Source organism: Mesorhizobium sp. WSM1386 (assembly GCF_055901595.1).
Map to the genome: position 1 here is coordinate 6,655,562 of NZ_CM148373.1, position 22,712 is coordinate 6,678,273.

Here is a 22,712-nt window from a genome sequence, read left to right on the forward strand (position 1 = left end):
GGTGCCAACCAGGCTGATCGCTGGCGAAAGAACGCCAGGAAGCGGCGGCCAGGCTTCATCCTTCGAAGGTAACGTTCAGTATCAGGAACACTCTATGATGGACGTCAGCACGCTTCTAACAATTTTGCGTAGCCGCAAGGTGAACCTATGGGTAGAAGGGTCCCGGCTTCGATGCAGTGCTCCTGTGGGTGCAATCGACGCGGAATTGAAATCGGCACTTGTCGATCAGAAAGATGAGATAATTGCCCTCCTGCAAGCGGATACGCCGCCAGGTCATTTGGCTGAAGCGCCACCAGCTAGATCCGAACAGCCAGCAAGCTCGACACTGCAGACGATTTGTCGCGAAGTTGCTGCACCGGTCCCGGTGGCACCTGAACGAATGACGCAATTTGTGAGCGAATTGCGCAGTTGCAGTTTTGACCTCGCTAGTTGCGCAAAGCGACTGGGGGTTTTTCCTCGCCTAGGGGTTAATTTCTGGGCCTCGATGAGACCCGACTGGGTCGCTCGTGCAAACGATCCCATCGACAATCTTATTTCGCTCTTTATCGATGGCTGTCAGGTCAACACGAACCTCTTTGCCAAACAGCTTACGTCGAGGTTCGTCGATACAGCGCTTGATATGGGCCTCTTGACCGACTGTGCGGGCGGAGTCCTGCAAGCGAACGCGTGTTTATTTCCTTGCTACGGCAGCTACATTGTAACGGACCATCCTACCAAGAATTCTACAATCAATCAGGTCATGTGGTTGTGGGGAGAGAGCTTTGTTCTCGGCGGCTTGGTCAAAAGAAGTCCACGACGGCGGGCAGTCGATTTGGGGACAGGATCCGGTATTCACGCGATACTGGCCGCAGATCATTGTTCGTCGGTTATCGGCGCGGACATCAATCCGCGCGCTGTTGAGTTTGCAACGTTCAATGCAATGCTTAACGGCAAAAGCAACGCACAGTTTATTTTAAGCGATTTGTTCAACTCAATCGAGGGAACATGCGATCTCCTCTTGGCCAATCCTCCTTACGCTCCTGATAGTGCAGCGCAACCAGGAGACAATTTCTGGAGCGGCGGACTGCAAGGGACCGACCTGCTTCGAAAAATTGTCGAATCGCTGCCTGCCAAGCTCGATCCTGACGGAACAGCCCATCTAATTGCCCTCTATCCGAATCCGCCCGCCACAAAGACTCGAGATCATTTTGATATGTGGCTTGGTGGGAAGATAGGCGACTGGGATGTGCTGGATCACACCTGGCCGGTGCCGCACTACGAAGATTTATTCTCCTTGCAGCCCTACCAGGGCGACAAGAGCGCGTGGCGTTTCGGCGTGGTCAGTCTGCGTCGCTCTGCCTCCGGAAATGGTTGGTGGAAAGAGGGGGCCGGCAGAGGTTTGTTTTTCGGGACGGATGGACGCTGCAACTTGGTTGCCGATCACGACGGCCACTGACCCCTTGCGCTGGGAAGAACCGCGGCATTCTAACCGTCCGACGGTTTTACATTTCGACGGTAACCCATTGATTTCAAACAAGCGCTATTTGCCCGATTTTACACGAAAGTCGTTGGAATCCGGTCGAAAGGGCTAGCTTCCCAAGCTGAACGCGCGAGTTCGATTCCCGCTACCCGCTCCAGCATATGTCCGAAGGGCTTGCGCCTGATTTGGCTCCGGAAACCAGTGGGCGCCGCAAGCAAGTCTAAGCCTGGCCTATTCGCATCTGCTTCTTGAGAAGGAACCGGGTGAAGTTCTCGAAGTTGCGCGGCGCCACCTGTTCGGGGAGGTGGGCCAGCACGTCTCCGGATCGGGCGTCGTCCTGGAAACGCTCCACCCACTCTTCGGTATGCGTGTCCCGCTGCAACCGCAAATTCGTCTTGAACTCGCAGTCGGGCATCTCAACCGACAATTGCCGGGCAACCGATGCGACGTAGGGACGAGGATCATCCAGCAGATCTTCGTAGAAGAAATGGTCGTGGGGCAAATCGGCGAGGCGCAAGTAGGCCTCCCAGAAGGCATAGCTCTGCTCGATCAGGAAATAGGCCCGGCAGATACCGGCGAAATCGTATTGCGGAACCATATCCGCGCGGTCCATCGTGCTTCTCCAACCGCCAGACGCCTTTGCCCGGCAGTAGGAAATCGCCTGACGAAGGCGGTCGCGCCGTTCCAGCAGGATCAAACCCATGGTATGGCGCCGGACACATTCGGCAAGGAAGTCGGCTCGATGTTTCGCCTGCGACCAGTGAAGGTGGCGTGGAAACAGTTTTACGGCGAACCTGCCATTCGCGGTCCCGCCGCGATCGATGACGGCAGACAGGAGTTCATCGAAGGATTTCGGCTTGAAACCCAGATTGGCCGTGTCGAGCCATTCGGCCGAGTTGCCTAACAATCCGGTGCTGTTTGCGAGGCTGCCAAGCCATTCGGAGCCGCTACGGGCCTCGGTCAGTATCGCCACACCTTTCATGCGTGCCGGTTGCCCCCTGCCTGTAAGCGTATGGCCGGCATTGCGGGATACGGTTCTGCGCCTCGATGGCTCCTCGGCATGGTCACCTCCGTCTAACAACACGTCAATTAGTAGCCTCTAATATGATTCCGTCAATTCGATCTTCGGCTAAACAATCTTAGGCTAAACAGGCCGGCAAATTCCCTGCGTGCGACACACAGGTCTGGCCCCTGCATACGTCCCCAATCAACAAGGCAACCGGCCACCGCAGCGGTGGCCGGCCTTCAACTCGCGGTCCGTTACAGCCAGATGCCGACCCAGACGCGCTCACGCCAGCAGCGGACACGGCGACGGCCATGGCGCCAATAACGACGGCAGACCCTTCTCCAGACGCGACGCCGTCCACCACGGCGGTAATGGCGATAGTAGCGACGATGCCAACGGCGATGGGAGACCTGCTCCACCTCGACCTGGTCGTCGCCTTCGAAGACAGCCGGATCCGGCTTGTCCAATTCATCGAGAATTCCGTTACCGTTGCCTTGGGGAATACCGGCAACCGCGCGGCCGGATCCGGCTACGGTTGCAAACGCAACTGCCCCCGCAACGCCAAGCATTCCAGTGAGAAATAACCGACGTTCCATCAAAAACCTCCCGACTTGTTGACTACCGGCGCCTCGTTCCCTCGCCCAAAACGGGCTCCAGCGAGCATGCCGACTGGACTGAACGCGCGAGCTCGATTCGCGTTCCATCATCCCACTTCGCGCAGGATAAAATCGTGCAGCATCTTGGCGGCCGGCGACAGCACGCGATTCCTGACCGTGATCAGGCTGTAGGGCCTGACCTCGATGTCGAACTCGGTCTGGACGACGTCGATGGCGCCGGCGAGTCCGTCGGGATTCTGGATGAATTTCGCGACCTGTATCGAGACCGGGGCGATGGCGTCGGACTGCGCGACCATGACCAGCGTCAAGAGCAGCGAGCTGGTGTTGAGGATGCGGTCCGGAAGCGCGATGTTGCGGTTGAGGAAATTGCTCTCCATCGCCTGGCGCAAGGGCGAACCGCCCGATTGAAAGACCCAGTCATAGGCGGCGGTATCTTCCAGCCGCACCACGCTGCCCCTGGTGAGCGGGTGGCCGCGGCGCACGATCAGGCAGGCTTTCTCGACGCCGATGACACGGGATTCGAACAGCCGTGGGTTCAGGTCGTCAGGAATGCGCGCAATGATGAAATCATGGCGCGTGGCAATAAGTTCGCGCGCCAGCACATTCGAGGTCTCCACCTGCATGGTGATCTCGATGCGCGGATAGATGCGGCGAATTTCGCGAATCGCCGGCACCGCCAGTTCGATCGCCGGCGCCGTCACGGCACCCAGGAACACCGAACCGCCCTTGCCCGCCTTGAGCTCGGAGATCTCGCGATCGACCTCGCGCATCTCCAGCAGGATCGAGCGCGCACGCCTCGCCAGCGCCTTGCCGTAGGGCGTCAGCGTGACGCCACGCGGCAGCCTTTCGCACAGCTTGACCTCCAGCACCGCCTCCATCTCGGCGATCATGCGCGAAGCCGCCGGTTGCGAGATGTTCATGACCTGGGCAGCCGCGCTCACCCGACCGTGATCGTCCAAGGCCACGATCATGCGCATGTGACGCAGGCTGAGACCGCTGCGCAGCAGGGTCTCGCCGTCACCGGGCAGCTCGTTGTAACCCTCTGAAATTCCACCGGGATTGCGCAATGTCGCCATGAATGCCCCTAACTCGCCAATATCGTGTTCCTGGATCCAACATATATCAGTCCCGGTATAGCAACCATCAAAGATCGCATTTGACAGTTATGGCAAAGAGCCACACCCTTCGCGCGTTCCGAGACGTGACAGTCGCCGACGATAAAATCGTATCGATTGAAATCAGCGGTTCGGGACCATGGGAGGATACCGGAGATCGATATGACGGCAGCAGTGCCTTGGCGCTTCTGCACGATTGCGCGGCCCGCGACCCCCCGGGGTGCCGCGTCCATCAAACAGGGAGAGTTATGTGAAAATCATCAAGACACTGGCCGCAGTCGCGGCGCTTGGCATCGCTGCCATGACCTATTCGGCACACGCGGCCGACAAGGGTCTTGTCGGCGTGCTGATGCCGACCAAGACTTCGCAGCGCTGGATCAATGACGGCGACGCCGTCAAGTCCCAGCTCGAGGCTCTTGGCTACACCGTTGACCTGCAGTACGCGCAGGACGACATCCCCAACCAGCTCAGCCAGCTGGAAAACGAAATCACCAAGGGCCCGAAGGCGCTGATCATCGCCTCGATCGACGGCACCACGCTCTCGGATGCGCTGCAGAAGGCCGCTGACGCGGGCGTCGTCGTGGTCGCCTATGACCGCCTGATCAAGAAGACCGCCAATGTCGACTATTACACCACCTTCGACAATTTCGGCGTCGGCGTGATCCAGGCGAATTCGCTGGTCAAGGGCCTCAAGGAACGCTTCCCGAACACCAAGCCGTGGAACGTCGAACTGTTCGGCGGCTCGCCCGACGACAACAACGCCTTCTTCTTCTACAATGGCGCGATCTCCGTCCTGCAGCCGCTGATCGACGACGGCTCGATCAAGATCAAGTCCGGCCAGATGGGCATGGACAAGGTCGGCACGCTGCGTTGGCTGGCAGCCACCGCCCAGGCGCGCATGGACAACCTCCTGTCGGCCAACTATTCGGACGGCAGCCGCGTCGATGGCGTTCTGTCGCCCTATGACGGCCTGTCGCGCGGCATCACCGCCTCGCTGCGCGCCGTTGGTTACGGCACCGACGCACAGCCCTGGCCGATCGTGACCGGCCAGGACGCCGAGACTGCCTCGGTCAAGCTGATCATCACGGGCGAACAGTACTCGACCGTGTTCAAGGACACCCGCGACCTGGCCAAGGCCACTGTCGGTCTGGTCGACAAGGTGCTCTCGGGCGGCAAGCCTGACGGCCTCGACACCAAGACCTACAACAACGACGTCAAGGTCGTTCCCTCGATCCTGTTGACGCCGCACGAAGTCGATAAGTCGAACTACCAGAAGCTGGTCGTCGACTCCGGCTACATCAAGGCCGAAGACCTGAAGTAATTTCGGTTGCAAAGCCAGGGGTCCTGCGCAACGCAGGGCCCCTTTTCGTTCACCAGCGACCCCGGTATTGTTGCGGACCTCGCAGGAGAATTATTGCCCATGACCTCGACGATTTTGGAGATGCGCGACATCACCAAGACGTTCCCCGGCGTGAAGGCGCTGTCGAACGTCAACCTCAGCGTCGAGGAAGGCGAGATCCACGCCGTGGTCGGAGAGAACGGCGCCGGCAAGTCGACGCTGATGAAGGTCCTGTCGGGCGTCTATCCCGCAGGCACGTATGATGGCCAGATCATATTCCAGGGCCAGGAATGCCAGTTCAAAGGCATCCATGACAGCGAACACAAGGGCATCGTCATCATCCACCAGGAGCTTGCGCTGGTACCGATGCTGTCGATCACTGAAAATATCTTCCTCGGCAACGAACACGCCAAATACGGCATCATCGACTGGGATGCCAACGAGGCGCGCACCGGCGCGCTGTTGAAGAAGGTGGGCCTCAAGGAGGACCCCAAGACACTGATCACCAATATCGGCGTCGGCAAGCAGCAGCTGGTCGAAATCGCCAAGGCGCTGAGCAAGGACGTCAAGCTTTTGATCCTCGATGAGCCGACCGCGTCGCTCAGCGAAAAAGACAGCCAGGCGCTGCTGGATCTTCTGCTCGAATTCAAGCGGCAAGGCATGACCTCGATCCTGATCTCGCACAAGCTCAACGAGATCAACCGGGTCGCCGACAAGGTAACGGTCATCCGTGACGGACGCACCATCGAGACGCTGGCCAAGAAAGATATCAGCGAAGATCGTATCATCACCTCGATGGTCGGCCGTTCGCTCGATGACCGCTATCCGCCGCGCGAGCCCAAGATCGGCGAGGTCGCGTTCGAGGTGAAGAACTGGTCGGTCTATCACCCGCTCCACGCCGAACGGCAGGTGATCAAGGGCATCGACATCAATGTGCGCAAGGGCGAGGTGGTCGGCATTGCCGGGCTGATGGGCGCCGGGCGCACCGAATTCGCGATGAGCCTTTTCGGCCGCTCCTATGGCCGCCGTATCACCGGCGAGGTGCTGCTCAGGGGCAAGCCGGTCGATGTCTCGTCGGTAAGCAAGGCGGTCCAACACGGCATTGCCTACGTCACCGAGGACCGCAAGACTTACGGTCTCAACCTCATCGACCATATCAAGCACAACATAACGCTCGCCAATCTCGGCGGCGTGTCGCGCCACAGCGTCATCGACGACATGCGCGAACTCGCCGTTGCCAACGACTATCGCAAGAAGACCAATATCCGTGCGTCCAGTGTCTATCAGTTGACCGGCAATCTTTCCGGTGGCAACCAGCAGAAGGTGGTGCTGTCGAAATGGCTGTTTGCCGACCCTGACGTGCTGATCCTCGACGAGCCGACACGCGGCATCGATGTCGGTGCCAAGTACGAAATCTACACGATCATCGCGCGGCTTGCCTCGGAAGGTAAGGCGATCGTGGTCATCTCGTCGGAAATGCCGGAATTGCTCGGGATTACCGACCGCATCTACGTCATGAACGAAGGACGCATCGTGGGCGAAATGCCCGCGGCGGACGCGAGCCAGGAAAAAATAATGCGCGCCATCGTCCGGGGAGAAGGAAAAGCAGCATGAGCACCGATAGCGCCCCCGCCCCACAGGGCAACATCGCCGAAGAACAGCGTCCACGCATCGCCGTGTCGGCGCTGGCGACGAATTTGCGCGAATACGGCCTGATTATCGCGCTGATCGTCATCATGCTGTTCTTCCAGTTCACCACCTCGGGAACGCTGTTCAAGCCGGTCAACCTCAGCAACCTGGTGCAGCAGAACTCGTTCATCATCGTGATGGCGCTGGGCATGCTGCTGGTCATCGTCTCCGGCTATATCGACCTCAGCGTCGGATCGGTCGCCGGTTTCATCGGCGCGCTGGCGGCAAACATGATGGTTATCTGGCAGCTCGGACCGCTCAGCAATCCGCTGGTGGTTTCGATCATCTGCCTGATCGTGGGCGGCCTGATCGGCGCCGCGCAAGGCTATTGGATCGCCTATCACCGGATACCGAGCTTCATCGTGACACTAGCGGGCATGCTGATCTTCCGCGGCATCTGCCAGGCGCTGCTCGGCGGCGGCTCTTCGGTCGGCCCGCTTCCGGACGACTTCAAAATGCTCAGCTCCGGCTTTATCCCTGACGTGATCGGCCCGCTGACGCTTGTCCCGCCGGTAGTGAACGCGGCCGGCAAGACCATCCTGGGCAGCGGCGTGACCCTGCACATGACGACGGTCGTGCTCGGCCTGATCGCCGTGCTGGCCTATGCCTATTTCGGGGTGAGGACGCGGCGCAAGCGCGAACGTCATGGCTATGAGGCCGAGCCCTTCCCCCTGTTCATCATCAAGACGCTGGTCGCCAGCGCGCTGGCGCTGTTCCTGGTCTATGAGTTCGCCAGCTACCGGGGTCTGCCGGTGGTGCTGCTCGTCATGGGCGTGCTGATCACGCTGTTCGTCTTCGTCACCAAGCGCATGACCATCGGCCGCCGTATCTACGCGATGGGCGGCAATCCCAAGGCGGCGCAGCTGTCGGGCATCAACACCGAGCGGCTGACTTTGCTGGTGTTCATCAATATGGGCGTGCTGTCGGCGCTCGGCGGCCTGATCATCGCGGCACGCCTCGGCCAGGCCGTGCCGGCGGCAGGCCTGGGCAGCGAACTCGACGTCATCGCCGCCGTCTTCATCGGCGGCGCCTCGGCGATGGGCGGCGTCGGCCAGGTCATCGGCGCCGTGGTCGGCGGCTTCATCATGGGCGTGATGAACAACGGCATGTCGATCATGGGCGTCAATGTCGACTGGCAGCAGGTGGTCAAAGGTCTGGTGCTGCTCGGCGCCGTGATCTTCGACGTCTACAACAAGAACAAGGCCTGACAGGAGCAATTCCAGGAAAAGTGCGTCGCGGTTTTCCCACAGGAATTGCGTAGGAACAAAAAATACTGGGAGCGGCTCGAACTGCTCCAGCAAGGCAACGAGGAAGGCATACGGGTCACATCGCGGCGCTGCCGGCAACCCGCCGGCATGAAGAAGTTCCCTCCAGGAACCAGGCCCCGCGAGCGCAATCCGAACGGAGAATTTCACCCGTGGCACGGACGACGTTCCGGCCGCGCTTGGGAAGGTTTGCCGCACCGGCAGCCATGCCAAGGCACATGAGAGAGGATTGATCATGCTGATCTCGCAGATTCTCGACGACGCCGAGACCATTCGTGTCGTTGCCCGCAGCGGCGGCAAGACCCGGATCATCAACGGGGCGCGCAGCGTCTATTCGCTGGCGATGGAGGCTGCCCGCACCGGCGTCGGCCTCGTCGCGCTGATCGAGCGCAAGGGACTTGGCGAGACGGTCGATATCGACGCCGCCTACAAGAAGGGGCGGCTCCTGTCGCCGATCAATCACCCCGATCCGGCGCACCTGCATCTGACCGGCACCGGGCTGACCCATCTCGGTTCGGCCGCGACGCGCGATTCCATGCACAAGAAGCTCAGCACCGACGGTGAGGAGCAGCTCACCGATTCCATGAAGATGTTCCGCATGGGCCTGGAAGGCGGCAAGCCCGCGAAAGGCCAGACCGGCGTGCAGCCGGAATGGTTCTACAAGGGCAACGGCACGATGGCCGTAGCGCCGGGTGCCGCGCTGCTGTCACCGGCCTTCGCCAAGGACGCCGGCGAGGAACCCGAGGTGGCAGGCATCTATGTCATCGGCGACGATGGTGCCCCGTTCCGCGTCGGCTTCACGCTGTCGAACGAGTTTTCCGACCACGTGACCGAGCGCGTCAACTATCTCTTCCTCGCCCATTCCAAGCTGCGCAACGCCTCCTTCGGACCCGAGATCCTGATTGGAGACCTGCCATCGGACATCCGCGGCACGTCGCGTATCGTGCGCGACGGCAAGACGCTGTGGGAAAAGCCGTTCCTGTCGGGCGAAGCGAACATGTCGCACACCATCGGCAATCTCGAACATCACCACTTCAAATACTCGGCCTTCCGTCAGCCGGGCGACGTGCATGTGCACATGTTCGGCACGGCGACGCTGTCCTTCGCCGACGGCATCAAGACCGAAGCCGGCGACGTATTCGAGATCGAGGCCGGGGATTTCGGCCTGCCGCTACGCAACCCGCTCGAGATTGAGCAGCCGGTGAAGGTGGCGGTCAGGGCGTTGTGATGGAGTGATCTCCCCCCTTGTGGGGGAGATGGCCGGCAGGCCAGAGGGGGGCGCTGTCCCGCCAGCGTCTCAATCGAAACAATTCTGTCTTCAGGCTATTCCCGGCATTTTGAAGAAAGACCGCGATCCTTCGCGCCCCCCTCTGCCCTGCCGGGCATCTCCCCCACGAGGGGGGAGATTGGCAGCCTCAATCCCTCAATAGATATCGAAGTCGAAATATTTGGCCTGGATCTTCTTGTAGGTGCCGTCGGCGACGATGGCGTCGATGGCCGCGTTGAGCTTGTCGCGCAGTGCGGTGTCTTCGAGGCGCACGGCGATGCCGGCTTGCGTCTCCGTACCCTTGACGTCTCCAATCATCTTGCAGCAGCCGTCGCTCGCCTTCTTCATCCAGTCCATCAGCACGAACTTGTCCGAGATCACAGCGTCAAGCCGGCCGTTCTGCAGGTCGGTGATCGCTTCCTCCTGGGTCGGGTAGAGCTTTGCCTCCGCGCCTGCCTTGCCATAGACATCCTGGTCATAGGTGGCCTGCGTGGTCGCAGCCTGGGCGCCGACCGTCTTGCCGGCAAGTGCTGCCGGTTCGGTGGAGGCGATGTCGCTGTCCTTCAAGGCGACCAGGGCGAGCGGCGTCGTATAATATTTGTTGGTGAAGGCGACCTGCTTCTTGCGCTCCTCGGTGATGCTCATCGAGGCGATGATGGCGTCGAACTTCTTGGCCTGCAGGGCGGGGATGATGCCATCCCAGTCCTGGGTGACGATTTCGCACTCGACCTTCATCTGCGCGCACAGCGCATTGGCGATGTCGATGTCGAAGCCGACAACCTTGCCGTCAGAGGTGATGGTGTTGAACGGCGGATAGGCGCCCTCGGTGCCGATTTTCAATTTCTCGGCAGCCTGCGCCGACAGAGAGCCGGCCGCCATCGCCAACATGGCAGCGCCTGCCGCCGACAGGATCCATTTTGAAATCTGCATTTTCTTGTTCCCCTTGAACGCCGCATCCCGGCGACCGACAAGCCAGCCAAGCATGATGTGCCAGCGCAGGCAAGTATTTTACCTGGTGGTAGTCAGAGCTCAGCCCGCAGGGCGGAAATGCTTGGACAGCTTCAGGCCCTGCGCTTGGTAGTTGGAGCCGAGATCGGTGCCGTAGAGCGCCTGCGGCCGCTTCAGCATGTGCTCGTAGACCAGCCGGCCGACGATCTGGCCATGGTCGAGGATGAACGGCACTTCGTGGCTGCGCACTTCGAGCACCGCCCGGCTGCCGGTGCCGCCGGACGCCGAATGACCGAAGCCCGGATCGAAGAAGCCGGCATAGTGGACGCGGAATTCGCCAACGAGCGGATCGAAGGGTGTCATCTCGGCGGCATAGAGAGGCGGCACGTGCACCGCTTCCTGGCTGACGAGGATGTAGAATTCGTCGGGATCGAGCACCAGTTCGCCGGCGCCGCTCTTGTGGATCGGCTCCCAGAAGTCGACGACATCCTGCGCGGCGCGCTTGTCCACGTCGACGAGACCGGTGTGATGCTTGCCGCGATAGCCGACCAGGCCATCCTTGTCGCCGTTGAGGTCGATCGACAGTGCGATGCCGCCGCCGGAAATGTTCGGTGGTTCGGTGGCGACCAGCATCTCGGCACGGTGCAGTTCATGCAATTCGGCTTCCGAGAGCAGTGCGTTGCCGGTGCGGAAGCGTATCTGCGACAGGCGCGAACCGGTGCGCGCGACGATCGGGAAGGTGCGCGGGCTGACTTCCAGATAGAGCGGACCGTTGTAGCCGGCGGCGATCTTGTCGAACTCGTGGCCGCGGTCGGTCATGACGCGGGTGAAGATATCGAGCCGGCCGGTCGAGCTCTTCGGGTTGGCCGAGGCCGAAATCTCCGCCGGCAGCGCCAGGCTTTCGAGCAGCGGCACGATGTAGACGCAGCCGGTTTCCAGCACAGCGCCTTCGGCAAGATTGATCTCGTGCAGCTTCAGGCGATCGAGCTTTTCCGAAACCGTGTGGTTGGGGCCGGGCAGGAAGGAGGCTCGCACCCGCCAGGCCTTGTCCCCGAGCCTGAGATCGAGGCTCGCCGGCTGGATCTGGTCGGCATCGAGCGCGCGCGCCGACTTCAGCGCGCCGGACTGGAACAGCGCCGATATGTCCTGATCGGGAAGAATGCCTGTCTGCCGCAAGGCTGCGCTCCTGGCCGACGATTTTCTTGTCGCACAAACCTCTTAATGAAGCCGGCAATTGACGCAAGCGTGGGACGGGTCTAAAGGGTCGTTATCCCGTGGTGATTTGGCCGGTCGGCTTGCAGCCACGTTAAACAAGTCGCTAAAGGACCGTTGGCCGCAAGGCCGTATGGACCGGTTGCGACTTTCGCGGCCGGTTTTTTTGTGTCTGGAACAAAGCAATGAGCAACAAGAAGCGCGACTGGAAGCCACAGACAGCCCTCGTCCACGGCGGAACCCTGCGTTCCCAATTCGGCGAGACGTCGGAAGCAATGTACCTCACCCAGGGCTATGTCTACGAGACGGCGCAGGCGGCGGAGGCCCGTTTCAAGGGCGAGGAACCAGGCTTCATCTATTCGCGCTACGCCAATCCGACCGTCGACATGTTCGAAAAGCGCATGTGCGCGCTGGAGGGTGCCGAGGATGCGCGCGCCACGGCTTCGGGCATGGCGGCGGTGACGGCGGCACTCTTGTGCAGCGTCAAGGCCGGCGACCATATCGTGGCGGCGCGCGCGCTGTTCGGCTCCTGCCGCTGGGTGGTCGAGACGCTGGCGCCGCGCTACGGCATCGAGGCGACGCTGGTCGATGGCACCGATATCGCCAACTGGGAAAAGGCGGTGAGGCCCAACACCAAGCTGTTCTTCCTGGAAAGCCCGACCAACCCAACGCTGGAAGTGGTCGACATCGCCGCCGTCGCATCGCTGGCCAATTCAATCGGTGCGCGGCTCGTCGTCGACAATGTCTTCGCCACGCCGCTGCAGCAGAAGCCGCTGCAGCTCGGCGCCCACATTGTCGTCTATTCGGCCACCAAGCACATTGACGGCCAGGGCCGTTGTCTCGGCGGCGTCATCCTTTCGGACAAGAAGTGGATCGACGAGAACCTGCACGACTATTTCCGCCACACCGGCCCCAGCCTGTCGCCGTTCAATGCCTGGACGCTGCTGAAGGGACTGGAGACGCTGCCGGTGCGCGTGCGCCAGCAGACGGAAAGCGCCGGCAGGATCGCCGATTTCCTGGCCGAGCAGCCACAGATCGCCCGCGTCATCTATCCCGGCCGTGCCGACCACCCGCAGGCTGATATCGTCAAGAAGCAGATGTCGGGCGGCTCGACGCTGATCTGCCTCGACGTCAAGGGTGGCAAGCAGGCGGCCTTCGCCTTGCAGAATGCGCTGGACATCGTTCTGATCTCGAACAATCTCGGCGATGCCAAGAGCCTGATCACCCATCCAGCGACGACGACGCATAAGAATTTGAGCGACGAGGCGCGCGCCGAACTCGGCATCGGGCCAGGTACGCTCAGGCTGTCGGTCGGCCTGGAGGATACCGACGACCTTCTGGAAGACATCGCGCAGGCGTTGAGGGCAGCCAAATAGGGAAGACCGCCAAGCAGGTCAGTCGAACGGGCGCTATCAAGCGCTTGACGGCGTCTCCTCCAGTTCGGCCGCCTTGGTGCGGATGGTCATCGCGTTGCCGCGCCAGTCGACGGCGCCGCCGAGCCAGCCGCGCGTCCACATCGCCGGCAGGATCAGGTCGCGCACCATGATCGCCGCGACCATGCGCGGCGACAGGTACCAGCCCTTGGACCAGGCCAGGGCGCATTCCGGAAGATAGAAGGCCGCCAACACGGCAAGCGCGGTTGCCCAGAGGCTGAAGCCGGCGCCTGCCGCCGCGACCAGCGCAAGCGCCAGCGGCACCACAGCACCAGTGAGGATTTCGGGCGCGAAGAACAGCGGGAAGGTGACGCGGCGCAGGCGCGCCCAGCGGGCCTGGCGCGACCAGATCTCGCCAAGCGTGCGCCGGCCGAGCGGCTGCTCGAAGGGCGAAGCGACGAGATTGACGCGCAGGCCGAGGCCGTTCACCAGCTTGGTCGCGGCGGCGTCCTCGGCGATCTCGGCCGCCAACGCGCGAATGCCGCCGCTGGCATCCAGCATCGGCTTGTTCCACAGCATGCTCTTGCCCTGGGCGAAGCCGAGGCCGAGCGCCTCGCCGGCATATTGCCAGCGGGCCTGCAGCGTGTTGAGAAAGGCGCATTCGACCTCGGCCCAAAAACCGTCGGGACGCGAGCCGATCGGCGTCGAGCAGACAAGGCCGGTATCCGCCCGCCACGCCGCCATCAAATGCTGGATGTAGTCCCTGGGCATCAGCACGTTGGAGTCTGTAAGAACGACCCAGTTGTGGCGCGCCGCTTCCCAGCCCTTGACGCAGTTGTTGAGTTTGGGATTGGCGCTGATGCGGTCGTCGCCGATCAACAGCCGAGCCGGCACTTTGGGAAACCGGGCAATTGCCCTGTTTATCAGTTTGACGACCGGATCGTCGGCATGGGCGACGCAGAAGATCAGCTCGTAGCGCGGCCAGTCGAGCGAGAAGGCGCGCTCCAGTGTCTCGTGCGTGAACGGCTCGACACCACGCGATGGCACGACAATCGACACTGGCTGTGATTTGCCGCCCGGCGGGGCGATCGTGGTTTGCCGTTTCAGCTGCGAAGCGGCAAGCGAAATGCTGGCGGCATTTGAGAGAATGAGAGCAGTCGAAAGCGAGGCGGCTATGAGAGTGAGTTCCATCGAGATCTGGTCACTCCAGAAAAGACGGCCGGCTTTGTGGCCGTTTTCAACAGTTCGACAGAGCGTCGAGTCGCCCGCTTGGCGCACACCACCATTGTCCTGTGTCACTTAAATGACATTCTTTGCCGGCACCTGCCTTTCAAGGCCGGGCGCGACAAGACGCGCATGTTGACCTGCCCGCCGGGAGCGCCGAAATTACCGGATCAGTTTGGAGCCGTTTATGTATAGCGCCGTCACGCGCAACATCGAAGTGCAGGTCAGGCCGTTCTATCTCGAGGATCGCTCGGATCCTTCGGAGAACCGCTATGTCTGGGGCTATCAGATAACGATCGACAACCAGTCGGACGAGTTCGTGCAGCTTCTGTCGCGTTATTGGCATATCACCGACGGCACCGGCCGGGTCGAGGAAGTGAGTGGGCCGGGCGTCGTCGGTGACCAGCCTGAACTCAATCCCGGCGACAGCTATCAGTATACGTCCGGCTGCCCGCTCTCGACCCCGTCAGGGATCATGGTCGGCCGCTACACGATGCGCAACAAGCGCGGCGAGACCTTCGACATCGCCATTCCGGCATTTTCACTCGACCTGCCAGGAACGCGGCGGACGGTGAATTAGCGGCTTTCTCCCCGTTCCATGGAGAGAAAGCCGGTTCCTTCATTGCGCCGCGAATTCCGCTGGGTCGAAGTCATATTGCTTCGAGCAGAACTCGCAGGCGACGTGGATGCCGCCATCCTCGGTGCTGTCCTTGATCTCCTGCGCGGAGAAGCCCTCGAGGATGCCGCGGATCTTGTCGCGCGAGCATGAGCACTGGTCGGCGACGGGAACGCCGCCGAAGACGCGCACGCCGTGCTCATGGAACAGGCGATAGAGCAGCCGTTCGGCGCCGATCGTCGGATCGATGAGTTCGGTCGGCTCGATGGTGCCGAGCAGCGCCAGCAACTCCTGCCAGGAATTGTCGGCCGGATCATGGATCTCCTCGCGCGGATCGCCATCGCCGCCGGGCAGGTCCGGAACGGGCATGCGCTCGGGCGATTGCGGCAGGAACTGCGCCAGGATGCCGCCGGCACGCCATTGCTCGCGCGCGCCGCCAGGGCCGGGCGTCAACAGCTTGGCCACCGACAGCCTGATATCGGTCGGGATCTGTTCCGACTGGCGGAAATAGGTGCGCGCGGCGTCTTCCAGCGTTTCGCCGTCGAGCTGGACGATGCCCTGATAGCGCTGCGTGTGGGCGCCCTGGTCGATGGTCAGCGCCAGAACGCCGCTGCCGAGCAGCGTCTGCTGCGATGTCTCGCCGACCGCGACCAAAGCCTCGAGCCGATCGGCGTCGAAGCGCGCATAGGCACGCAGCGCCGAGGGCGTGGAGAAGTCCGCCACCAGCATGTCGACCGGCCCGTCGGTGCGGGTCTGCAGGATGAACTTGCCCTCGAACTTGAGCGAAGTGCCGAGCAGCACCGTCAGCACACAGGCTTCCGCCAGCAGGCGCGCGACCGGCTCGGGATAATCGTGGCGGCTCAGGATGGCGTCGAGCATCGGCCCGAGCTGGACCGTGCGGCCACGCACGTCGAGAGGGCCGACCTCGAAGGGCACGACGTGATCGTCGCCGGCGTAACCGAACTCGCCGAGTTTGGGGTGGTGTTCAGTCACTTGATACGTTTCCAACATGACAAAGCTCCGGGGCGCGGCCATGCCGTCCTCTCGGGAGCATGCGTCCAAACGCGCTTGATTTGCGTGATGCGGCGCAGATAGGCATCGCGGCCCCGCAGATCAAGCGGCCAGACACTTCAGGCACCCGGACACGTCAAGCGCCCAAACACCAGGCAAGCACGGCCTTCTGGGCGTGGAGCCTGTTCTCGGCCTCGTCGAAGACCACCGAATGCGGGCCGTCGATGACTTCGTCGGTCACTTCCTCGCCGCGATGAGCAGGCAGGCAGTGCATGAACAATGCGTCGGGCTTCGCCCTCGCCATCAGCTTGGCATTGACCTGATAGGGCGAGAACACGTTGTGGCCACGGGCGCGATGCTCCTGCCCCATCGACACCCAGCAATCGGTGACGATGCAGTCGGCCTGGTCGACGGCCTCCTCGGGCGATCGGGTAAAGTGCAGCTTGCCGCCATTCGCCTGCGACCAGTCGATATGCTTCTGCGCCGGCTCGCTGCCTTCGGGTACGGCGACGTTGAGGTTGAAGCGGAACCGCGCCGACGCCTCGAGCAGCGAATGCAGCACGTTGTTGCCGTCGCCGGTCCAGGCAATGGTTTTGCCGGCAACCGGACCGCGATGCTCCTCGAAGGTCATGATGTCGGCCATCAGCTGGCATGGATGGGTATCGTCGGTCAGCCCGTTGATCACCGGAATGGTGGCGTTCTCGGTCAGCTCCAGCAGCCGTTCGTGCGAGGTGGTGCGGATCATGATGGCGTCGACATAGCGCGACAGCACCTTGGCGGTGTCGGCGATGGTCTCGGAACGGCCGAGCTGCATCTCGGTGCCGGTCAGCATGATGGTCTCGCCGCCAAGCTGGCGCATGCCGACATCGAAGGACACCCGCGTGCGCGTCGACGGCTTGTCGAAGATCATGGCCAGCACCTTGCCTTCGAGCGGCTTCGAGCGCTCGCCGGCCTTGAGGCGCTCCTTGCGCGCCACTGCATCGGTCAGCATGAAGCGCAAATCGCCTTCGGAAACGGCGGAAAGATCGGTGAAGTGGCGAAGTGACATCGGCAACGGTTCCGGGATTTACTTCGCGGCGGCGGAGGCGATCGCCTCCACCAGGCCCTTGGCGCCGGCGCGGATGCGATCGAGCGCGTCGTGGATCTCGGCATCGGTGACGGTGAGCGGCGGCAGCAGGCGAATGACGTTGTCGCCGGCCGGAACCGCCAGCAGGTGCTGGTCGCGCAATGCCATGTTCACCTTGGCATTGGGCATGGCGCATTTGAGGCCGAGCATCAGCCCGGTGCCCCTGATGTCCTCGATGACCTCGGGAAATTCGTCGGCAACGGCGGCAAGTCCCTGCTTTATCAGCAGCGCCTTGCGCTGGACGTCCTCGAGGAAGCCCTCTTCGAGCACCACGTCGAGTACGGCGTTGCCGACCGCCATGGCCAGCGGGTTGCCGCCGAAGGTGGTGCCATGCACGCCGGCGGTCATACCGACGGCCGCTTCGTCGGTGGCAAGGCAGGCGCCCATCGGGAAGCCGCCGCCAATGCCCTTGGCAATGGCCATGATGTCGGGCGTGACGCCTGACCATTCATGCGCGAACAGCTTGCCGGTGCGGCCGATGCCGCACTGGACCTCGTCATAGATCAGCAGCAGGTCGTGCTGGTCGCAAAGCTGGCGCAGCCGCTTCAGCGATTGCGCAGGCACCGGGCGGATGCCGCCCTCGCCCTGCACCGGCTCGATCAGGATCGCGGCGGTCTCCGGGGTGATCGCCTTTTCGGCGGCATCGATGTCGTCGAAGCCGACCTGGTCGAAGCCTTCGACCTTGGGTCCGAACCCCTCGAGGTATTTGTACTGGCCACCGGCCGCGATGGTCGCCAGCGTGCGGCCGTGGAAAGCACCCTCGAAGGTGATGGTGCGGAAGCGCTCGGGATGACCCTTGACGAAGTGGTAGCGCCGCGCCGTTTTGATCGCGCATTCCAACGCCTCGGCGCCGGAGTTGGTGAAGAACACCTTGTCGGCGAAGGTGGCATCGGCCAGCCGCTCGCCAAGCCGGCTCTGCCCGGGAATCTCGTAGAGGTTGGAAACGTGCCAGAGCTTGGCTGCCTGCTCGGTGAGGGCCGCGACCAGGTGCGGATGGCCGTGGCCAAGCGAATTGACCGCGATGCCGCCGGCGAAATCGAGATATCGCTCGCCCTTGTCGGTAACCAGCCAGGAGCCTTCCCCATGGTCGAAAGCCAGGGGTGCGCGAGAAAAGGTCTCGAAAAGCGCCGAACCGCTCATTATATGCTTCTCCGGTGCCGGAAAATCAAAAAAGCCGCCAAAGCGGCGGCCTTTGCGGCTTATCGTGTTTTTCGGCCATGAAGTCAACGAAAACGTCGCGTAGTGGCACGCGGCAAGCCCCCTGGCAGGACGCCGGCTCATAAGAGAGCGGCAAGTTGGGGAAAACCGAAAAAACCGATTCGTGTTGCACTTGGGACTCTTGTCACCGAGTCAGCGCATAGAGTAGTTGTAGTCGAGAAATAACTAGATTTCGTGCGGCGGACCTAATCACCAGATATATGTGGTGTCTGCCCCAGCAGTGGTGCTGGGTCGGGTGTGGATTCTGATTGCCGCACGCTTAGCAGGAGCGCGGTCTCATGAACTGGACTGACGAGCGGGTCGAACTTCTCAGAAAACTGTGGTCGGAGGGTCTGAGCGCAAGCCAGATTGCTGCGCAGCTCGGAGGGGTCAGCCGCAACGCGGTCATCGGCAAGGTGCACAGGCTGAAGCTGTCGGGCCGCGGGCGCGCAACGGCGGCGCCGGCACGCCAGAAGAAGACGGCGCAGGGATCGACCGTTCAGAAATCGGTGGCGCGGGCCGCAAGCGCATCGCGTCACGTCACGACATCGATCGGCGCGACGGCCTTGCAGACCCAGTTCGACGCCGAACCGGTGGCGCGGCACTATATCCGGCCGGTCGAGAACGTCGTGGTACCGATCTCACGGCATCTGCAGCTTGTCGAACTGACCGAGCGAACCTGCAAATGGCCGAACGGCGATCCGCTCTCGGAAGACTTCAACTTCTGCGGCAACGAAGCCGCCGAAACCGGCCCTTACTGCAAATACCACGCCCGCGTCGCGTTCCAGCCGGCGGCGGAGCGGAGGCGGAACAGGTAAGTAAGGGAATAGGGGAGTAAGGGAATAGGGCAGTAAGGCAGTAGGGCAGTATGTTTTGAGCTGCGCTTGTGAGCGCCTTAACCTACTGCCCTACTGCCCTACTTTCACAGCCACCCGTTCTTGCGAAACCGCCAGTACAGGACCGCGCAGATCAGCGCGATGGTGGCCAGTACCATCGGATAGCCATATTCCATCCTCAGTTCCGGCATGTCGGTGAAATTCATGCCGTAGATGCCGGCGAAGGCGGTCGGCACGGCCAGGATGGCCGCCCATGAGGCAAGTTTCTTCGAGATCGCCGTTTCCTGGCTCTGACCGACCAGCAGGCTCGCCTCGAAGGCGAAGGCCAGCACCTCGCGCAGGCTGTCGATCTTTTCCTGGACGGTCCGGATGTGGTCGGTCACGTCGCGGAACAGCGGGTGCATGGCGGAATGGATCTGCGGCAGGTCGGCGCTGGTCAGCCGGCGGCAGACTTCCACCAGCGGCAGCGCTGCATTGCGCAGGCGCAAGAGATCGCGGCGCAGCATATAGAGCCGCTCGATGTCGGGGCCGGTCATCGGCTTCAAAAGGACCTTGTCCTCGATCGCCTCGACCTCGTCCTCGATCTGCTCGAGCACCGGCATGTAATTGTCGACGATGAAATCGAGAATGGCATAGAGGACGAAATCCTCGCCCTTGGCCAGCGAATGCGGGCAGCTTTCCCAGTGCTGGCGCACGGCGGCATAGGATGTCGAAGGTCCGTGCCTGACGCTGACGATGTAGCCCGAGCCGACGAACAAATGCGTCTCGCCGAAGGTGACACGTCCTTCGATCAGCTGCGCGGTGCGGGCGACGATGAACAGCGCATCGCCATATTGTTCGATCTTGGGCCGCTGATGCGGATGTTCGGCATCCTCGATCGCCAGTTCGTGCAGATGAAATTGCGCCTGGACACGCGACAGAAGCTCCCGGTCGGGTTCAAGCAGCCCGATCCAGACGACGTGTCCCGACTTCTTGGCCCACTCGCCGGCTTCCTCGATCGGGATGTCGGCAATGCGACGCCCGGCGGTATAGACGCCGGAGGCGATGATGCCTGACTGCGGCGGCGCGGGCTGGAACTCCCGGACATATTCCATCGCTGCCTCCCGAAAGCATTGCCTTCACTGGGGAACCAACCCGTCTGGCATCGGGATAGTTTAGCGCAATATGATCAAGCGTTCGAGAAAAAGTGCACTCACTTCGCCGACGGTGGCGGTGAAAGGCCGATCTTGTCCGTCTTGTCGCCCTTCGGCCGGTCCGCGGGCATCTGATCGCCGGTGACGATGTAGTAGATAGTCTCGGCGATGTTGGTGGCATGGTCGCCGATGCGCTCGATGTTCTTGGCGCAGAACAGGAGATGCGTGCAGGGCGTGATGTTGCGCGGATCTTCCATCATGTAGGTCAGCAATTCGCGAAACAGCGACGTGTACATGGCATCGATCTGGTCGTCGCGGTCGCGCACGAAACCGATCTTCTCGACCGAGCGCGACGCGTAGACGTCGAGAACTTCCTTGAGCTGGGTCAGCGCCAAATTGGCCAGGGCCTCCAGGCCTCGGAACAGGCTGGTCGGCTGGCGCCCGTCGGTGACGGCGACCACGCGCTTGGCGACGTTCTTGCCGAGGTCGCCGACCCGTTCGAGGTCGGCGGAAATGCGGATGGCGCCGACGATCTCGCGCAGGTCCGTCGCCATCGGCTGGCGCCTGGCGATGATGATGATCGCCTTGTCGTCGATCTCGCGCTGTCCCTCGTCCAGCACCGCGTCGTCACGGATGACCTTCTGGGCCAGTCCCGGATCGGCGTTGACCAGGGCGGCGACCGCCTGCTCGACCATGCGTTCGGCATGGCCGCCCATCGCCGCGATGCGCTTCGACAGATATTTCAGTTCCTCGTCGTAGGCGCTCACTATGTGCACGGACTGCATGGACGAATGCCTTCCCACGGATGTCTTGAGTCGTTTCCTTCGAATCCCCGCTGATACGCTAACCGGATGACAGAAAAAAGAAACGGCCTCTGGGAAAACTAGGGCAGTATCAGTGCGCCGGCAAATGAACAGAGAAGGCGGCGCCCTTGCCGACCTCCGACCTGATCGTCAGCCTGGCGTTGTGACGCGTCAGGATATGCTTGACGATCGACAGGCCGAGGCCGGTGCCTTTCTGGGTCCGGCTGGTCTCGACATCGATACGGTAGAAGCGTTCGGTGATGCGCGGAATGTGCTCCTCGGGAATGCCGGGACCGAAATCCCTGATCGTCACGTCGACACCGGGTTCGGAACCGTCGTCACCGGGCGCGATCGACACCACGACGCGGCCGCCCGACTGGCCGTATTTGCAGGCGTTCTCCAGAAGGTTCTCGAAAACCTGAAACAGCTCGTCGCGGTCGCCCGGCACATCGAGCGGCCCGTCGGCGAAATCGCGCTCGATGACGACGCTATTTTCACGGGCCAGCGGGGCCAGGGAATCGATGACGCTGTCGACGGTCTGGCGCAGATCGACCTCGGTTCCCGGCTTCAGATAAGGCTTCATCTCCAGTCGCGACAGCGACAGGAGATCATCGATCAGGCGCGCCATGCGGCCGGTCTGGTTTTGCATGATCTGCAGAAATTGCTCCCGCGCCGCCGGATCGTTGCGGGCCGGTCCGCGCAGCGTTTCGATGAAGCCGGAGATCGAGGCCAGCGGAGTGCGCAATTCGTGGCTGGCATTGGCGATGAAGTCGGCCCGCATGCGGTCGATCCGCCGCGCTTCGCTCTGGTCCTTGAACACCAGCACATAAAGATCGGTACCGTGTCCGACAGAGGACGCGCTGACCCGGTAGGCGCGCTCGACCGGCAGTTTCTCGGTATAGTCGACGACATCCGACGCGACGTTGCCCGACAGCACGCCGTCCAGCAGGGCCTGCATTTCCGGCGCCCGGAATTTCAGCGACAGCGATATGCCCGGCGCAATCCCGCCAAAGGCGGCGAAGGCAGCGGCGTTGGCGTGGACGATGGTGGCTGCATGGTCGAAGATGATGAGCGGGTCGGCGACGGCGGCCGCCAGATATTCGCCGGAGAGCCGCTGCAGGCCGATCGCTTCGATCGACGCCGCACCCTCAACGGATTGGAGGGCACCGGCCGTCGGCAACATCGCGGCCGCGAGCAGCAGGAGCAGCGCCGGCACCAGCACGTAAGCGGAAATACCCGCGAAGGCGAAGGCGATCAGAACCGCCGCGACACCGCCCGCAAGCAGCCAGCGGCTGTTCCACAGCCTGACGGCCAAGGTCCGTGCCATGCCTTCCTGCTCTGCGTCCAGGTCTGTCATCCGCCCGCGTGCCCGCGCCTATGCCGTCCCCACCGGTCGTGCGGCGACGGAAACTTCCGCTGGACCGCTCCGGAGGCTCCCAATAGCATGAGTCCGGATGCTTAAAAGGGTTCGTCTCG

At 62.1% G+C, this 22,712-nt stretch carries 20 protein-coding genes and 1 riboswitch; of the genes, 9 read left to right on the forward strand and 11 right to left on the reverse strand.

Going from position 1 to position 22,712, the window contains the following annotated elements:
- Positions 1–94: 94 nt before the first annotated feature.
- Complete coding sequence (locus AC0NIH_RS32340; RefSeq protein WP_473463184.1) at positions 95–1,435, forward strand: TubC N-terminal docking domain-related protein; 1,341 nt, start codon at positions 95–97, stop codon at positions 1,433–1,435.
- A 244-nt stretch (positions 1,436–1,679) separates the two neighbouring features.
- Here AC0NIH_RS32340 and AC0NIH_RS32345 read toward each other — a convergent pair whose 3' ends face one another.
- Entirely contained in the window at positions 1,680–2,441 is a 762-nt protein-coding gene (locus tag AC0NIH_RS32345; RefSeq protein ID WP_473463187.1) for a Stf0 family sulfotransferase, read from the reverse strand.
- Between the two features lie 335 nt (positions 2,442–2,776).
- Between AC0NIH_RS32345 and AC0NIH_RS32350 the strand changes: the two genes are divergently transcribed.
- Positions 2,777–3,049 carry a hypothetical protein gene (locus tag AC0NIH_RS32350; RefSeq protein ID WP_473463189.1) on the forward strand — a complete coding sequence of 91 codons (273 nt, stop codon included), beginning with the start codon at positions 2,777–2,779 and terminating at the stop codon, positions 3,047–3,049.
- Between the two features lie 119 nt (positions 3,050–3,168).
- Here the strand turns inward: AC0NIH_RS32350 and AC0NIH_RS32355 are convergent, their stop codons facing one another.
- Positions 3,169–4,158, reverse strand: a complete 990-nt coding sequence (locus tag AC0NIH_RS32355) for a LysR family transcriptional regulator (RefSeq protein WP_023768348.1) — start codon at positions 4,156–4,158, stop codon at positions 3,169–3,171.
- 289 nt (positions 4,159–4,447) lie between these two features.
- On the opposite strand from AC0NIH_RS32355, the gene chvE reads away from it, so the two are divergent.
- From chvE to araD1, 4 genes are all read left to right on the forward strand, one after another.
- A complete protein-coding gene (chvE, locus tag AC0NIH_RS32360; RefSeq protein ID WP_023768349.1) occupies positions 4,448–5,518 on the forward strand; it encodes a multiple monosaccharide ABC transporter substrate-binding protein in 1,071 nt (356 codons plus the stop codon).
- A gap of 99 nt (positions 5,519–5,617) precedes the next feature.
- Positions 5,618–7,150, forward strand: coding sequence for a multiple monosaccharide ABC transporter ATP-binding protein (mmsA, locus tag AC0NIH_RS32365; protein ID WP_473463192.1), 1,533 nt, complete (start codon positions 5,618–5,620; stop codon positions 7,148–7,150).
- Positions 7,147–8,433, forward strand: a complete 1,287-nt coding sequence (gene mmsB / locus AC0NIH_RS32370; protein WP_473463195.1) for a multiple monosaccharide ABC transporter permease — start codon at positions 7,147–7,149, stop codon at positions 8,431–8,433. Before mmsA ends, mmsB begins: the two co-directional genes overlap by 4 nt.
- Positions 8,434–8,725: 292 nt before the next feature.
- Complete coding sequence (araD1, locus tag AC0NIH_RS32375) at positions 8,726–9,718, forward strand: AraD1 family protein (RefSeq protein ID WP_473463197.1); 993 nt, start codon at positions 8,726–8,728, stop codon at positions 9,716–9,718.
- A gap of 195 nt (positions 9,719–9,913) precedes the next feature.
- On the opposite strand, the gene AC0NIH_RS32380 is transcribed toward araD1, so the two are convergent.
- A complete protein-coding gene (locus AC0NIH_RS32380; protein ID WP_023768353.1) occupies positions 9,914–10,687 on the reverse strand; it encodes an ABC transporter substrate-binding protein in 774 nt (257 codons plus the stop codon).
- A 99-nt stretch (positions 10,688–10,786) separates the two neighbouring features.
- Positions 10,787–11,881: a 2'-deoxycytidine 5'-triphosphate deaminase gene (locus tag AC0NIH_RS32385; RefSeq protein ID WP_473463200.1), complete on the reverse strand. Its 1,095-nt coding sequence runs from the start codon at positions 11,879–11,881 to the stop codon at positions 10,787–10,789.
- 88 nt (positions 11,882–11,969) lie between these two features.
- Positions 11,970–12,047: riboswitch (SAM riboswitch) on the forward strand.
- 55 nt (positions 12,048–12,102) lie between these two features.
- Here AC0NIH_RS32385 and AC0NIH_RS32390 point away from each other — a divergent pair.
- Entirely contained in the window at positions 12,103–13,293 is a 1,191-nt protein-coding gene (locus tag AC0NIH_RS32390) for an O-succinylhomoserine sulfhydrylase (protein ID WP_352701835.1), read from the forward strand.
- A gap of 36 nt (positions 13,294–13,329) precedes the next feature.
- Here the strand turns inward: AC0NIH_RS32390 and AC0NIH_RS32395 are convergent, their stop codons facing one another.
- Positions 13,330–14,481 carry a ceramide glucosyltransferase gene (locus tag AC0NIH_RS32395; protein WP_473463202.1) on the reverse strand — a complete coding sequence of 384 codons (1,152 nt, stop codon included), beginning with the start codon at positions 14,479–14,481 and terminating at the stop codon, positions 13,330–13,332.
- Positions 14,482–14,701: 220 nt separating this feature from the next.
- Here AC0NIH_RS32395 and apaG point away from each other — a divergent pair, with 220 nt between their 5' ends.
- Entirely contained in the window at positions 14,702–15,094 is a 393-nt protein-coding gene (apaG, locus tag AC0NIH_RS32400) for a Co2+/Mg2+ efflux protein ApaG (protein ID WP_224685566.1), read from the forward strand.
- A 39-nt stretch (positions 15,095–15,133) separates the two neighbouring features.
- On the opposite strand, the gene AC0NIH_RS32405 is transcribed toward apaG, so the two are convergent.
- The 3 genes from AC0NIH_RS32405 to AC0NIH_RS32415 form a co-directional block, all read right to left on the reverse strand.
- Positions 15,134–16,165, reverse strand: coding sequence for an Hsp33 family molecular chaperone (locus AC0NIH_RS32405; RefSeq protein WP_473463205.1), 1,032 nt, complete (start codon positions 16,163–16,165; stop codon positions 15,134–15,136).
- Positions 16,166–16,277: 112 nt separating this feature from the next.
- On the reverse strand, positions 16,278–17,189 hold the full coding sequence (gene argF, locus AC0NIH_RS32410) for an ornithine carbamoyltransferase (RefSeq protein ID WP_013897269.1): 912 nt from the start codon (positions 17,187–17,189) through the stop codon (positions 16,278–16,280).
- Between the two features lie 18 nt (positions 17,190–17,207).
- Positions 17,208–18,407: an aspartate aminotransferase family protein gene (locus tag AC0NIH_RS32415; RefSeq protein WP_023768359.1), complete on the reverse strand. Its 1,200-nt coding sequence runs from the start codon at positions 18,405–18,407 to the stop codon at positions 17,208–17,210.
- 356 nt (positions 18,408–18,763) lie between these two features.
- Between AC0NIH_RS32415 and AC0NIH_RS32420 the strand changes: the two genes are divergently transcribed.
- Entirely contained in the window at positions 18,764–19,282 is a 519-nt protein-coding gene (locus AC0NIH_RS32420) for a GcrA family cell cycle regulator (RefSeq protein WP_023777200.1), read from the forward strand.
- 104 nt (positions 19,283–19,386) lie between these two features.
- Here AC0NIH_RS32420 and AC0NIH_RS32425 read toward each other — a convergent pair whose 3' ends face one another.
- The 3 genes from AC0NIH_RS32425 to AC0NIH_RS32435 form a co-directional block, all read right to left on the reverse strand.
- Positions 19,387–20,394 carry a magnesium and cobalt transport protein CorA gene (locus AC0NIH_RS32425; RefSeq protein ID WP_287275490.1) on the reverse strand — a complete coding sequence of 336 codons (1,008 nt, stop codon included), beginning with the start codon at positions 20,392–20,394 and terminating at the stop codon, positions 19,387–19,389.
- A 98-nt stretch (positions 20,395–20,492) separates the two neighbouring features.
- A complete protein-coding gene (gene phoU / locus AC0NIH_RS32430; RefSeq protein ID WP_023777201.1) occupies positions 20,493–21,218 on the reverse strand; it encodes a phosphate signaling complex protein PhoU in 726 nt (241 codons plus the stop codon).
- Between the two features lie 109 nt (positions 21,219–21,327).
- Positions 21,328–22,593 (reverse strand): ATP-binding protein, encoded by a 1,266-nt coding sequence (locus tag AC0NIH_RS32435; RefSeq protein WP_473463209.1) that lies wholly within the window; start codon positions 22,591–22,593, stop codon positions 21,328–21,330.
- Between the last annotated feature and the right edge of the window lie 119 nt (positions 22,594–22,712).

Excerpts from the sequence above, each read along its gene's own strand:
- AC0NIH_RS32355 (WP_023768348.1), bottom strand. The coding sequence starts at position 4,158 with ATGGCGACATTGCGCAATCCCGGTGGAATTTCAGAGGGTTACAACGAG.
- AC0NIH_RS32350 (WP_473463189.1), top strand. The coding sequence starts at position 2,777 with ATGGCGCCAATAACGACGGCAGACCCTTCTCCAGACGCGACGCCGTCC.
- apaG (WP_224685566.1), top strand. The coding sequence starts at position 14,702 with ATGTATAGCGCCGTCACGCGCAACATCGAAGTGCAGGTCAGGCCGTTC.
- mmsA (WP_473463192.1), top strand. The coding sequence starts at position 5,618 with ATGACCTCGACGATTTTGGAGATGCGCGACATCACCAAGACGTTCCCC.
- AC0NIH_RS32395 (WP_473463202.1), bottom strand. The coding sequence starts at position 14,481 with ATGGAACTCACTCTCATAGCCGCCTCGCTTTCGACTGCTCTCATTCTC.
- AC0NIH_RS32380 (WP_023768353.1), bottom strand. The coding sequence starts at position 10,687 with ATGCAGATTTCAAAATGGATCCTGTCGGCGGCAGGCGCTGCCATGTTG.
- araD1 (WP_473463197.1), top strand. The coding sequence starts at position 8,726 with ATGCTGATCTCGCAGATTCTCGACGACGCCGAGACCATTCGTGTCGTT.
- AC0NIH_RS32420 (WP_023777200.1), top strand. The coding sequence starts at position 18,764 with ATGAACTGGACTGACGAGCGGGTCGAACTTCTCAGAAAACTGTGGTCG.
- phoU (WP_023777201.1), bottom strand. The coding sequence starts at position 21,218 with ATGCAGTCCGTGCACATAGTGAGCGCCTACGACGAGGAACTGAAATAT.
- AC0NIH_RS32345 (WP_473463187.1), bottom strand. The coding sequence starts at position 2,441 with ATGAAAGGTGTGGCGATACTGACCGAGGCCCGTAGCGGCTCCGAATGG.
- AC0NIH_RS32340 (WP_473463184.1), top strand. The coding sequence starts at position 95 with ATGATGGACGTCAGCACGCTTCTAACAATTTTGCGTAGCCGCAAGGTG.
- mmsB (WP_473463195.1), top strand. The coding sequence starts at position 7,147 with ATGAGCACCGATAGCGCCCCCGCCCCACAGGGCAACATCGCCGAAGAA.
- AC0NIH_RS32405 (WP_473463205.1), bottom strand. The coding sequence starts at position 16,165 with ATGGCCGCGCCCCGGAGCTTTGTCATGTTGGAAACGTATCAAGTGACT.
- argF (WP_013897269.1), bottom strand. The coding sequence starts at position 17,189 with ATGTCACTTCGCCACTTCACCGATCTTTCCGCCGTTTCCGAAGGCGAT.
- AC0NIH_RS32435 (WP_473463209.1), bottom strand. The coding sequence starts at position 22,593 with ATGACAGACCTGGACGCAGAGCAGGAAGGCATGGCACGGACCTTGGCC.
- AC0NIH_RS32415 (WP_023768359.1), bottom strand. The coding sequence starts at position 18,407 with ATGAGCGGTTCGGCGCTTTTCGAGACCTTTTCTCGCGCACCCCTGGCT.
- AC0NIH_RS32390 (WP_352701835.1), top strand. The coding sequence starts at position 12,103 with ATGAGCAACAAGAAGCGCGACTGGAAGCCACAGACAGCCCTCGTCCAC.
- AC0NIH_RS32425 (WP_287275490.1), bottom strand. The coding sequence starts at position 20,394 with ATGGAATATGTCCGGGAGTTCCAGCCCGCGCCGCCGCAGTCAGGCATC.